11 protein-coding genes are annotated in these 12,902 nt (G+C 45.5%); all 11 read left to right on the top strand.

All coding sequences use genetic code 11. The features are described 5' to 3' along the window. Positions 1-14: 14 nt before the first annotated feature. The 11 genes from ybaK (at position 15) to rapZ (ending at position 12,885) form a co-directional block, all read left to right on the top strand. A complete protein-coding gene (gene ybaK / locus Q0I54_RS02210; RefSeq protein WP_294783110.1) occupies positions 15-494 on the top strand; it encodes a Cys-tRNA(Pro) deacylase in 480 nt (159 codons plus the stop codon). Between the two features lie 21 nt (positions 495-515). After that, positions 516-1,106 carry an HdeD family acid-resistance protein gene (locus Q0I54_RS02205; RefSeq protein ID WP_296116070.1) on the top strand — a complete coding sequence of 197 codons (591 nt, stop codon included), beginning with the start codon at positions 516-518 and terminating at the stop codon, positions 1,104-1,106. A gap of 5 nt (positions 1,107-1,111) precedes the next feature. Further along, the gene (locus tag Q0I54_RS02200; RefSeq protein ID WP_296116068.1) at positions 1,112-1,342 is read left to right on the top strand and encodes a hypothetical protein; all 231 of its coding nucleotides are present in this window, start codon (positions 1,112-1,114) and stop codon (positions 1,340-1,342) included. Positions 1,343-1,461: 119 nt separating this feature from the next. Next, positions 1,462-2,391 carry an AEC family transporter gene (locus Q0I54_RS02195; protein WP_296116065.1) on the top strand — a complete coding sequence of 310 codons (930 nt, stop codon included), beginning with the start codon at positions 1,462-1,464 and terminating at the stop codon, positions 2,389-2,391. A 213-nt stretch (positions 2,392-2,604) separates the two neighbouring features. Continuing rightward, complete coding sequence (locus tag Q0I54_RS02190; RefSeq protein WP_296116064.1) at positions 2,605-4,212, top strand: CTP synthase; 1,608 nt, start codon at positions 2,605-2,607, stop codon at positions 4,210-4,212. Between the two features lie 371 nt (positions 4,213-4,583). Further along, positions 4,584-6,569, top strand: a complete 1,986-nt coding sequence (gene ftsH / locus Q0I54_RS02185) for an ATP-dependent zinc metalloprotease FtsH (protein WP_296116063.1) — start codon at positions 4,584-4,586, stop codon at positions 6,567-6,569. Between the two features lie 124 nt (positions 6,570-6,693). After that, positions 6,694-8,571, top strand: coding sequence for an excinuclease ABC subunit UvrC (gene uvrC, locus Q0I54_RS02180; RefSeq protein WP_296116061.1), 1,878 nt, complete (start codon positions 6,694-6,696; stop codon positions 8,569-8,571). A gap of 89 nt (positions 8,572-8,660) precedes the next feature. Continuing rightward, on the top strand, positions 8,661-9,599 hold the full coding sequence (gene hprK, locus Q0I54_RS02175) for an HPr(Ser) kinase/phosphatase (protein WP_296116060.1): 939 nt from the start codon (positions 8,661-8,663) through the stop codon (positions 9,597-9,599). Between the two features lie 18 nt (positions 9,600-9,617). Next, a complete protein-coding gene (locus Q0I54_RS02170) occupies positions 9,618-11,015 on the top strand; it encodes an aminopeptidase (RefSeq protein ID WP_296116059.1) in 1,398 nt (465 codons plus the stop codon). A 16-nt stretch (positions 11,016-11,031) separates the two neighbouring features. Continuing rightward, the gene (gene murB, locus Q0I54_RS02165) at positions 11,032-11,940 is read left to right on the top strand and encodes a UDP-N-acetylmuramate dehydrogenase (protein ID WP_296116056.1); all 909 of its coding nucleotides are present in this window, start codon (positions 11,032-11,034) and stop codon (positions 11,938-11,940) included. Between the two features lie 69 nt (positions 11,941-12,009). Continuing rightward, positions 12,010-12,885: an RNase adapter RapZ gene (gene rapZ / locus Q0I54_RS02160; protein ID WP_296116055.1), complete on the top strand. Its 876-nt coding sequence runs from the start codon at positions 12,010-12,012 to the stop codon at positions 12,883-12,885. Positions 12,886-12,902: the final 17 nt, after the last annotated feature.

Raw genomic sequence — 12,902 nt, 5'->3', positions numbered from 1 at the left:
AAGAAGGAATTGATTTGGGAAAAGAAGCAAAAACAAATGCCATGCGTATGCTGGATAAAAAGAAAATTCCATACGAGGCACTGACTTACGAAGTAGACGAATTTATTGATGGCATGCACTGTGCCGAGATCACCGGCGCACCAGTGGATGCATCCTATAAGACACTGGTCATGCAGGGCAAAAGCAAGCAGTACTATGTGTTTGTAATTCCAATCGCATGTGAGGTAGACCTGAAAAAGGCAGCACGTTCCGTTGGTGAAAAATCTGTGGAAATGATCCATGTGAAAGATATTACAAAAATCACCGGGTACGTGCGGGGCGGCTGCTCCCCATTGGGAATGAAAAAACTGTTCCCGACAGTGATTGACGAGAGTGCAAAAAACTTTGAGGAAATCTATGTCAGCGGAGGACGAATTGGACTTACCCTGAAAATGAGTCCACAGGATCTGGTCAATGTGACAAATGCGCAGCTTTCTGATATTCAGGCAGAATAGCCTGCAAGAAAGGAGTATAAAATGTCTGAATTATTTCAAAAAATCAAAAAAGAATCTATGGTCACATCCATTATCTGTATCATATTTGGTGTGATGTTCTGTATCTGGCCGGGAACGATCCTTGTCACCCTGTGCCGTATTGCAGGTTTTGTATTATTAGTAGCAGGAATCGTGCTGCTGATCCAGGGAATCCGTATTCAGGAAATGCTGGGACGTTCTGTACGGATGCTTCCGGCGGTTGTCTGCGTAGTTATCGGCATCTGGATCCTGGCAAGACCGGGGGTTTTTGTATCACTGATCCCAATCCTGATCGGTGTCATGCTGGCATATCACGGTTTCAAAGATCTGGTATTCTGTCTGGAAGTAAAAAAAGGTAACAGCCCGCGCTGGTGGCTTGGTCTTCTGGTAGCAATCGCAACCATTATCATTGGTGTGATCCTGATGCTCCATACCTGGCTGGCACTGAAGATCGGTATGATGGCAGTTGGTATTATCCTGATCTATGACGGCGTCAGCGGACTGTGGCTGAACGGCCGCGCCGGCAGAGCATACAAACGTTATCACAATCCGGAAGATGATATCATTGACGTGGATTACAAGGAAGAAGACTAGGAATTATGCGAAGAATGGAATTTAAAATGGAGCGGACAGGACTGCTGGAAGTGGGCAATGTCCTTCCTGTGACAGAGAGCAAACTGCCAAACTCCTGGTATTATACACTGGGCAAGGCTTACGCCATGTCTGCGAACTACGAATTTCGTGAACGACTGAAATCCCGCGAAGGAACTGTTGTAGAAGTAAAAGAAACCCCAAAAGGCTATTATGTTATTGTGGAGTTTGACGAGTAAATAAGCCAGGGGATCAGAAAATAATACAAGCATGCGTCTCAGCGAGCGGTATTATTTTCTGATCCCCTGGCTCATAAAACTAAAATATATAACTATCACACAAGAAAAGAGGAACCATTATGTCCGTTGTTGCTACCAGTGTGTTTTTGCTGTTTGCATTGATCGTGCTGGGGTTTATACTGGGAAAAAGAAATATTATTCATAAAGAAAGTATACCTGACTTTTCAAATCTGGTTTTAAAAGTGACCATGCCGGTGACCGTATTCTGCTCTATTATTGAGCAGGACAGATCGCAGCTGGTCGCATACGGAGTCCAGACTTTTGTTTCTATTATTGCGTTACATTTGTGTGCCCTGGTAGTTGGATTGATTCTTGTGCGTGTAGCAAAAGTACAGGATCTGGATCAGGGGGTATGGATTTACTGTATGCTGTTTTCGAATAATGGATTTATGGGAATTCCTCTGGCACTGTCTGTGTTTGACGGGAAGGGCATGTTCCTGATGGCACTTGGCAATGTAGTTGGAAATTTTCTGATTTTTTCTGTTGGAATCAAGCTTCTGACATGGAAATACCCAATTAAAGAGAAGCTGAACTTTCGTAAAATGGTGTTGAATAATATTAATATAGCGGTAGTACTTGGACTTCTGGTATGTGTTTTACAGATTCAACTCCCGGATATTCTGAGCCAGCTTTTGGCATATTTGTCAAATATTACAAGTGGTCTTTCCATGCTGGTAGTCGGATTATCCATTTCAAGGCTGCCGGTGAAAGCTGTTTTTCAGGATAAAAAGATGCTGATTCTGACTGCAACCAGGTTGCTGATTTTTCCGTTATTAATTCTGGGACTGATACGGATTCTGCCGGTACATCTGGATGAGACCTTAGAAAATGTGCTGATTCTGACTGCAGCACTTCCGGTTTCCTCAGCACAGTCTATGATCACGGAACAGTATGGAACAAATACAACGGGCGCCGGTCGTTCTGTATTTATGACAACCTTATTCAGCGTGATTACGGTTCCACTGATCATGATGATTGCCTTCGCCTGAAAAAAAGTCATTGATCAATGAAAAAAAAGTAGATTTCTGTCGTCAGAGGTTGTATAATAAAATCTGTATGTAATTTCATCTCAGACTGTGTCCAAATTCAGCCTGGGATAAAACACTTTACAGGAAAGTACAGTGATTTTGAACAAAATTACAGTGAATGAAGCAGAATAAAACCCATTTGGGGAGATAAAATAAACACAGGAGGAAGAAACAATGGCAGTAAAATACGTATTTGTTACCGGCGGAGTAGTATCCGGACTTGGAAAGGGAATCACTGCCGCATCACTTGGCCGTCTGTTAAAAGCACGCGGATACAAAGTGACCATGCAGAAATTTGACCCATATATCAACATTGATCCGGGAACTATGAATCCAATTCAGCACGGTGAGGTTTTCGTTACCGAGGATGGTGCTGAAACAGACTTGGATCTGGGACATTACGAGCGTTTTATCGACGAAAACCTGAGCAAGAGCTCAAACGTAACAACCGGAAAGGTATACTGGTCCGTATTGCAGAAAGAGCGCCGTGGTGATTATGGCGGAGGAACTGTACAGGTAATCCCACACATCACAAATGAGATCAAGAGCCGTTTCTTCCGTGATTTTACAACAGAAGAGACACAGATCGCCATCATCGAGGTTGGTGGAACCGTTGGTGATATCGAGAGCCAGCCGTTCCTTGAGGCTATTCGCCAGTTCCAGCATGAAGTTGGACATGAGAATGCAATCCTGATCCATGTAACACTGATCCCGTATTTGTCTGCTTCCGGCGAATTAAAGACAAAACCGACCCAGGCAAGCGTAAAAGAGTTACAGGGAATGGGAATTCAGCCGGACATCATCGTATGCCGTACCGAGCATGAGCTGGATCGTCAGATTCGTGACAAGATCGCATTATTCTGTAACGTACCGAAAAAATGCGTACTGCAGAACCTGGATGTAGAATATTTATATGAAGCTCCGCTTGCAATGGAGAAAGAAAATCTGGCACAGGTTGCATGTGAATGCCTGAAACTGGATTGTCCGGAACCGGATCTGACAGACTGGATCGATATGGTACAGGCACTGCGTAATCCGAATAAAGAGGTGGAGATTGCACTGGTTGGAAAATATATCCAGTTACATGATGCCTATATTTCCGTTGTAGAGGCATTAAAACATGGTGGAATTTTCCAGCATGCCACAGTAAATATCAAATGGGTAGATTCTGAGGAACTGAACGAGGAGAACGTAGACGAAGTTCTCGGCAGTGTACAGGGAATCCTTGTTCCGGGTGGATTTGGTGACCGTGGAATTGACGGAAAGATCACAGCTATCAAATACGCAAGAGAGCATGAAGTACCGTTCCTTGGCCTTTGCCTGGGTATGCAGCTTTCCATCGTTGAGTATGCACGTCATATCTGCGGACTGGAAGATGCACACAGTATCGAGCTGGATCCGAACACAAGCGCACCGGTGATCGCATTGATGCCGGATCAGAACGGCGTGGAGGATATCGGTGGTACCCTGCGTCTTGGCTCTTATCCTTGTGTCCTTGCAAAAGACAGCAAAGCATATGAGTTATACGGCACAGAGACAATCCACGAGCGTCATCGTCATCGTTACGAGGTTAACAATGATTACCGCGCAATCCTGACAGAGCACGGAATGAAGCTCAGCGGTCTTTCACCGGATGGAAGAATCGTAGAGATGATCGAGATTCCGGCACATCCGTGGTTTGTAGCTACTCAGGCACATCCGGAGCTGAAATCCAGACCGAACCGTCCACATCCGATATTCAAAGGCTTTGTGGAAGCTGCTATTGAATACAAAAATAAATAAGAATTGTGGGAGTACGAAGTACGGAACAATTCGTAAGGCATCTATTGCCCCCCAACATCACAAATAAGAATAGAAAAGAATAATCCTGTAATCGTAAAAACAGGAGTTTCCCCCGGATGACACTGCTGCATCCGGGGTTTCTTTTATAAAGATTTTATAAAAATCAGGAAAAGTTCACGATTAGATTATTGATTTCTATACAAAATAACCATATAATAAAACAATGCAGATTTAGTACAGACTGCACAAATGCAGACGATAAATCTGACATAGGGGAAACCAAGAGAAAGGATTGTGTATCTGGACAGTCGTGAAAGGTAAAGCGATTTTGAGTTGACTGAAACGATGCACAGGAATGAGAGATCAGCATTATGGACGAAAACAGAGGAAACAACAGGGGCGGAAATAACAACAATGGTCACAGAAACGGACAGAATATGCTCTGGTTTGTGATCGCGACAGTTGTAGTTCTGTTACTTGTCACAATGATTACCAATGGAATCGGTAATCTCACCAATCAGGAGATTACCTACAGCAAATTCCAGAATATGGTAAAAAATCATCAGGTAGAAAGTGTTGTCATTACAAATAGTGAGATCCAGATCCAACCAGTGGAGGATAAGAAAAGCCTTTATCAGGTGACATATTATACCGTCAATCTGAAAGATGACCGTATGTATGAAATGCTGGATGAATACGGAGTTGATTATACCGGTAAAAACCAGACCACATCGGCATGGATCTATCAGATTTTAAGCTTTGTGATTCCAATCGCAATCGTGTGGATCCTGCTTGGCGCTGCCATGAAAAAAATGGGCGGCGGAGGCGGCGTCATGGGCGTCGGAAAGAGCAACGCAAAAATGTATGTGGAGAAATCCACCGGCGTTACATTTAAGGATGTAGCCGGACAGGATGAGGCGAAGGAATCTCTGCAGGAGGTAGTCGATTTCCTGCATAATCCACAGAAATATACAGCTATTGGTGCAAAACTGCCGAAGGGAGCATTATTAGTAGGACCTCCTGGTACCGGTAAGACATTACTGGCAAAAGCAGTCGCAGGTGAGGCGGGCGTACCGTTTTTCTCACTGGCAGGTTCTGATTTCGTAGAGATGTTTGTCGGAGTCGGCGCATCCCGTGTCCGTGACCTGTTCAAAGAAGCACAGAAGCAGGCTCCGTGTATTATTTTTATCGATGAGATCGATGCTATCGGTAAAAGCCGTGACAGCCATTACGGCGGCGGAAACGATGAACGTGAGCAGACATTGAACCAGTTACTGGCAGAGATGGATGGTTTTGATACTTCCAAAGGTCTGCTGATCCTGGCGGCTACCAACCGTCCGGAAGTACTGGATAAGGCACTTTTAAGACCAGGACGTTTTGACCGTCGTATCATCGTAGATAAACCGGATCTGAAAGGTCGTGTAGAGACACTTCGTGTACACTCCAAGGACGTAAAAATGGATGATTCCGTAGATCTGGAAGCAATTGCATTGGCTACTGCCGGCTGCGTAGGTTCCGATCTTGCAAATATGATCAATGAGGCAGCCATCAATGCAGTTAAGAATGGCAGACAGTATGTGACGCAGGCAGATTTATTCGAGTCTGTAGAAGTTGTTATTGCAGGTAAAGAGAAAAAAGACCGTATTATGGGACCGAAAGAGAAACGACTGGTTGCATACCATGAAGTTGGTCATGCACTGGTTACTGCATTACAGAAAGATGCAGAGCCGGTACAGAAGATTACAATTGTACCGAGGACTATGGGATCGCTGGGATACACGCTGCAGATGCCGGAGGAAGAGAAATATCTGGAGACAAAAGCCGAGCTGGAAGCACGTCTGGTTACTTATATGGGTGGCCGTGCCGCAGAAGAAATTATGTGTGATTCTGTGACAACCGGCGCGTCTAACGATATCGAGATGGCAACAAGAATTGCCCGCGCGATGGTTACACAGTTTGGTATGTCTGAGGAATTTGGCCTGATGGGCGTAGAATCTGTGGAAAACAGATACTTGGATGGCCGTGCAGTGACAAACTGTGGTGACGAGACTATTGCAAAAGTAGATGAAGTTGTAAAAGTGATGCTGCAGAAAGCATACGACACAGCAAAAGAAATGCTGTTAAGCCATCGTGAAGTTTTGGAGCGGATCGCAGGATATCTGTATGAGCATGAGACCATTACAGGTAAAGAATTTATGGACATCTTCAAAGAGATGACAGAAGGAAAAGAGCCGATCGATGTGGAAGCAGAAGAGGTATCTGCACAGGAAGAGCCGCAGAATGCTGACACGGCAGAAAATGAGACAATATTTTCCGAAAATGAGCCGGTTGCACCGGATGAGGCTTTTGAAGAGTAAAACATAAAAGCAATCGAATGTTCGATTATGGGATAAATAGTAATCATATGACAGAAACGGTCAGAGTGGAGAAGAAATTTTCTGCCCTGACCGTTTGGGGATTTCAAGAGGATTGAAACTACTTATGGGAACAGAGAAACTATTTGATATTCAAGAAGAACTGAAAAAACTGCCGGATCATCCAGGAGTCTACATCATGCATGACGACCGGGATGCCATCATTTATATCGGAAAAGCCATCAGTCTGCGCAACCGGGTGCGGCAGTATTTTCAGACGAGCCGGAATAAGGGACCAAAAATTGAAAAGATGGTCACACATATTGACCATTTCGAATATATCCTGACGGATTCCGAGCTGGAAGCGCTGGTCCTGGAGTGTAACCTGATCAAGGAGCATCGACCAAAATACAATACGATGTTGAAGGATGACAAAACGTATCCATATATCAAAGTGACGCTGGGTGAAGCCTATCCGAGAGTACTGTTTTCCAGACAGATGAAAAAAGACAAGTCCAAGTATTACGGACCGTACACCAGTGCCGGGGCGGTGAAAGATACCATTGAACTGGTACAGAAACTGTTTCAGATCCGTACCTGCAACCGGACACTTCCGAGAGATATCGGAAAAGAGCGTCCCTGCCTGAATTATCACATCCATCAGTGTCAGGCTCCCTGCCAGGGATATACTTCAAAGGAAGACTATCGCTTGCAGATCCGCGGAGCCATGGAACTGCTGAACGGTAATTTTGCACCAGTGATCAAAGACCTTGAGGAGAAGATGCAGGCGGCATCGGAGGCGCTGGAATTTGAGAAAGCCATGGAATTTCGGGATTTGTTGACCAGTGTACGTCAGGTGGCACAGAAGCAGAAAATCACCAGTTTTGACGGAGAAGATCGTGATATTCTGGCGCTGGCCATGGATGACCGGGATGCGGTGGTGCAGGTCTTTTTTGTCCGGGAGGGAAGACTCATTGGCAGAGAGCATTTTCATGTGACCATTGGAGCCGAGGATACGAAGAAAGAAGTATTGTCTACATTCATCAGTCAGTATTATGCGGGAACGCCCTTTGTGCCAAAGGAGATCATGCTTCCGATGGAGATTAACGACGCGGAAGTAGTGGCGGAATGGTTGTCTGCAAAGCGTGGTCAGAAAGTATATATCCGTGTGCCGAAAAAAGGACAGCGGGAAAAACTCGTGGAACTTGCAGAACAGAATGCGGTTATGGTGCTGACCCAGGATAAGGAGAAGATCCGACGGGAAGAAGGACGGACCATCGGAGCAGTCAAGGAAATCGCAGAATTGCTGGATCTTGGTTATGTCAAACGAATGGAAGCTTACGATATTTCCAATACCAACGGTTTTGAGTCCGTTGGATCTATGGTTGTGTATGAACGCGGAAAACCGTGCCGGAGCGATTATCGAAAATTTAAGTTAAAAACAGTGACAGGACCGGATGATTACGCATCCATGCGGGAAGTGCTGACCCGGCGGTTTACCCATGGAATGGAAGAACGGGCGCAGAACAAAGAAAAAAATCTGGCGCAGGAATATGGCAGTTTTACCAAGTTTCCGGATCTGATCCTGATGGATGGTGGAAAAGGTCAGGTAAATATTGCACTGGAAGTACTGGATGAATTAAAACTGGCGATTCCGGTATGCGGAATGGTAAAAGATGATCACCACAGAACCCGCGGACTGTATTTTAATAATGAGGAAATCCCGATTGACCGGCATTCAGAAGGATTTCGCCTGATTACTCGTATCCAGGATGAAGCACATCGTTTTGCCATCGAGTATCACCGCTCGTTGCGCAGCAAACAGCAGGTGCATTCCGTGTTGGATGATATCCCGAATATCGGTGAGACGAGGAGAAAAGCACTGATGCGGCAGTTCCAGTCGCTGGAGAAAATCCGAGGGGCGTCGGTGGAACAGTTGAGGGAAGTGGATGGCATGAATGAAAAAGCCGCGCAGTCCGTATACCAATTCTTCCATAAGCAGTAAAAAAGTGGTATACTTATTGTATCTGTTCACAGAAAGTGAAAAAAGTATGTAATAGTTACTACAATAACTACAGAAACGGAGAAAATAGAATGCAGGGAGTCAGTGTACAACAGTTAGCAGAAAAGATGAAATTTAAGTGCTTCACCCCATGTGTGGATATGTCAAAACGAATGATCACGACATCTGAGATCAACCGTCCGGCATTGGAACTGGCCGGTTATTTTGAACATTTTGCAGAGGAACGGATTCAGGTCATCGGGATGGTAGAAAAATCATATCTGGAGACATTGGGAGATGAGGTGAAGACCGATCGTTACCGCAAACTTCTTGGCTTTAACGTGCCATGCGTGATCATGTGCAGGGGATATGAGCCGGATGAGGAAGTACTGCGGATTGCAGGAGAACGGGGGGTTCCAATTCTCGGATCTATGGATGCAACATCGAATGTGGTTGCAGAGGCAATTTATTATCTGACAGCAAAATTGGCACCGTGTATTTCCATTCATGGTGTACTGGTTGATATTTATGGTGAAGGTGTTCTAATCATGGGCGAGAGCGGCATTGGAAAAAGTGAGGCTGCCCTGGAACTGATCCGCCGTGGACATCGTCTCGTTACGGATGATGTGGTGGAAATCCGCAAGATCAACAACAATACATTGGTTGGTACATCGCCGGATATTACGCGGTATTTTATCGAACTGCGAGGTATCGGAATCATTGATGTAAAGACTCTGTTCGGTGTAGAATGTGTCAAGGAATCGCAGACCATCGATCTGGTCATCAAACTGGAAGACTGGAAGAAAGACAAAGAATATGACCGTCTGGGGCTGGAAGAGGAATATGCAGAAATCCTTGGCAACAATATCGTGTGCCATTCTATTCCAATCCGTCCGGGCCGAAATCTGGCTGTGATCTGTGAGGCTGCCGCTGCAAACCACAGACAGAAGAAGATGGGATATAACGCAGCAAAAGAATTATATCGAAGAGTAGAAAATAATCTGAAAAACGGAAATTCTACGGAAATTTAATAAAAGGAGTGTAACAATATGGAGCGAAAAAACGCATGGAAAAAATATACAGAGAATGAGAAAGCAGCAGTGTTTGCTTACGGTGAAGAATATCGTCAGTTTATTTCTGACTGCAAGACAGAGCGAGAGTGCGTGTCTGAATTAAAGAAACGCGCAGCTGCAGCGGGTTTCCAGGATATGGAAGAAGTGATCGCAAAAGGCATCACATTGAAAGCCGGAGACCGTGTGTTTGCAGATAACAAAGGAAAAAGTTTTGCCATGTACATCATTGGCCAGAAACCGCTGGAAGAGGGCATGAATATCCTTGGCGCACATATCGATTCCCCGCGTCTGGACTTAAAACAGAATCCGCTGTACGAGGATACTGATATGGCATTACTTGACACCCATTACTATGGCGGCGTAAAGAAATATCAGTGGGTAACACTTCCGCTTGCTATGCACGGTGTCATCGCGAAAAAAGACGGTTCTGTTGTAACCATCAGCATCGGTGAGAAACCGGAAGATCCGGTATTTGGTGTCAGTGATCTGCTGATCCACCTTTCCGCAGACCAGCTGGAGAAAAAAGCTGCAAAAGTGATAGAGGGCGAGGCACTGGATATCCTTGTGGGAAGTATGCCATTAGAGGCCAAAACAGAGGAAGAAAAGAAAACAAAAGAGCTGGTTCAGGCGAATGTACTGAATATCTTAAAAGAGACTTATGGTGTGGAGGAAGAAGACTTTCTGTCTGCTGAAATCGAGATTGTTCCGGCAGGACCGGCCAGAGATTACGGCTTTGACCGTAGCATGATCATGGGGTATGGACATGATGACCGTGTATGCGCATACCCGTCATTCTCCGCAACCCTTGAGATGGATAAACCGGAGCGCACAAGTGTATGCCTTCTGGTAGACAAAGAAGAAATCGGAAGCGTCGGCGCAACCGGAATGCAGTCCCGTTTCTTTGAAAATATGACTGCAGAAGTTATGAACGCATGTGGAGATTACAATGAATTAAAACTGCGCCGTGCGCTGCAGAATTCCAAAGTACTTTCTTCCGATGTAAGTGCTGCGTTTGATCCGAACTATCCGAGTGTCATGGAAAAGAAAAATGCTGCATATTTTGGAAGAGGTCTGGTATTCAACAAATACACAGGATCCAGAGGAAAATCCGGTTCCAACGATGCAGGCGCTGAGTATGTAGCTGAGATCCGCAAGATCATGGATGACAATCAGGTATACTTCCAGACAGCGGAACTTGGTAAAGTAGATCAGGGCGGCGGCGGAACGATCGCTTATATCCTTGGAAACTACAATATGCAGGTTATCGACAGTGGTGTGGCAGTGCTGAACATGCATGCACCATGGGAGATCATCAGCAAAGCAGACCTGTATGAAGCAAAATGCGGTTACAAAGCATTTTTAAAGGATGCATAATAGAGTGGAGCAAGGCATGAATCAGGAAATATATGAAACTTTGTGTGATATCTGCGGAGCGGAATCTGTGTTTGTGCAGGAGCCGATGAGCAGACATACGACATTTCGGACCGGTGGACCGGCGGACGTGCTGGTGACGCCGAAGGCGGAACAGATCAGCCGTATCCTGGATGTCTGCCGTAAGGCAGGACAGCCATGGACGGTGATCGGAAATGGAAGCAATCTGCTGGTGGGCGATGGCGGTATCCGCGGCGTCGTCCTGGAAATTGGCAGACAGATTGCTGAGATTGAAATCGACGGAACGTCGATCACAGCAGGCGCAGGGGCAATGCTTTCCAGCATTGCTTCCAAAGCGGCGCAGGCGGCGCTGACCGGGATGGAGTTTGCATCCGGAATACCAGGCAGCCTTGGAGGCGCGGTGGTGATGAACGCAGGCGCCTACGGCGGTGAGATGAAAAATATCTTAAAAGAAGTGACGGTTCTGACACCGGAAGGCGAGTTACAGACGCTTTCTGTGGAAGAACTGGATCTGTCCTACCGTCACAGCATTGTGCCAGAACGAGGCTATCTGGTCATTCAGGCGGTTCTGGAACTGCAGCCGGGCAAACCGGAAGAAATCCAGGCCATCATGGATGATCTGAAAGAAAAACGTGTCAGCAAACAGCCGCTGGAGTACCCGAGTGCAGGAAGTACCTTTAAACGTCCGGAAGGATATTTTGCAGGAAAACTGATCCAGGATGCGGGACTTCGCGGATTTCAGGTGGGCGGTGCCCAGGTATCAGAAAAGCACTGTGGATTTGTGATCAACCGTGATCATGCTACGTCTGCGGATATCTGCAATTTGATGGATCAGGTATCCGGCATCGTGTTTAAGAAATTTGGTGTCCGACTTGAACCGGAAGTGAAAAAAATCGGAGAATTTTAAGCATACGGGGAAAAGGATACAGATATTTTTTATAGTGAGGGTAAATGTACAAAAAAGGTGGGCAACGGTATGGAATATGTGATCGTAACAGGAATGTCAGGAGCCGGGAAATCAACTGCGCTGAAGATTATGGAAGATATCGGATATTTTTGCGTGGATAATTTTCCAATTCCGCTGTTGGGAAAATTTACGGAGTTTGCTGATTCCGGTGAGACACAGTATCAGAGGATCGCGTTTGGCCTGGATATCCGAAACGGAAGTTCTTTGAAACAGCTGAAACAGATTATTGCAGACCTGCGAAATAACGGAAACGTGATCCGGATTCTTTTTATGGATGCCTCAGATCAGGTACTTGTAAAACGATACAAAGAAACCCGAAGGGCGCATCCGCTGGCAGGAAATGACCGGGTGGAAAAAGGCATTGAGCTGGAGCGCAGACAGATTGGTTTTCTGAAAGAAATGGCTGATTATATCATTGATACGAGTCAGCTGCTGACCAGGGAGCTGCATGCCGCACTTGGAAATATTTTCCTGGAAAAGCGGGAGTATGACAATATTTATGTGACGGTACTTTCTTTCGGATTCAAGTACGGTATTCCGTCAGATGCAGATTTGGTATTTGACGTGCGTTTTCTGCCGAATCCGTATTATCTGGAAGAATTGCGGCCAAAGACCGGAAATGATCCGGAGGTTCAACAGTATGTCATGAACAGTCCGGAAGCAGGCATGTTTCTGGATAAACTGGAGGATATGATCCGGTTTCTGATTCCGAATTATATCAAAGAAGGAAAAAATCAGCTGGTTATTGCCATTGGTTGTACCGGTGGAAAGCATCGTTCTGTGACATTGGCCAATGCGATCTATCAGAGATTACAGAAAAATCAGAAATATGGTTTGCGTGTGGAACATCGTGATATCGAGAAAGACGCAAAGCGAGGAAAGTGATTTAAGGGAGTATAAGA

This window comes from uncultured Eubacterium sp. (assembly GCF_934295145.1).
Lineage (GTDB): Bacteria > Bacillota > Clostridia > Lachnospirales > Lachnospiraceae > Eubacterium_I.
This window is presented reverse-complemented; position numbering and strand designations above follow the sequence as displayed.

Bases quoted from the DNA above. Each gene is read 5' to 3' on its own strand.
- Q0I54_RS02205 (WP_296116070.1), top strand. From the start codon at position 516: ATGTCTGAATTATTTCAAAAAATCAAAAAAGAATCTATGGTCACATCC.
- Q0I54_RS02200 (WP_296116068.1), top strand. From the start codon at position 1,112: ATGCGAAGAATGGAATTTAAAATGGAGCGGACAGGACTGCTGGAAGTG.
- Q0I54_RS02195 (WP_296116065.1), top strand. From the start codon at position 1,462: ATGTCCGTTGTTGCTACCAGTGTGTTTTTGCTGTTTGCATTGATCGTG.
- Q0I54_RS02190 (WP_296116064.1), top strand. From the start codon at position 2,605: ATGGCAGTAAAATACGTATTTGTTACCGGCGGAGTAGTATCCGGACTT.
- ftsH (WP_296116063.1), top strand. From the start codon at position 4,584: ATGGACGAAAACAGAGGAAACAACAGGGGCGGAAATAACAACAATGGT.
- uvrC (WP_296116061.1), top strand. From the start codon at position 6,694: ATGGGAACAGAGAAACTATTTGATATTCAAGAAGAACTGAAAAAACTG.
- hprK (WP_296116060.1), top strand. From the start codon at position 8,661: ATGCAGGGAGTCAGTGTACAACAGTTAGCAGAAAAGATGAAATTTAAG.
- Q0I54_RS02170 (WP_296116059.1), top strand. From the start codon at position 9,618: ATGGAGCGAAAAAACGCATGGAAAAAATATACAGAGAATGAGAAAGCA.
- murB (WP_296116056.1), top strand. From the start codon at position 11,032: ATGAATCAGGAAATATATGAAACTTTGTGTGATATCTGCGGAGCGGAA.
- rapZ (WP_296116055.1), top strand. From the start codon at position 12,010: ATGGAATATGTGATCGTAACAGGAATGTCAGGAGCCGGGAAATCAACT.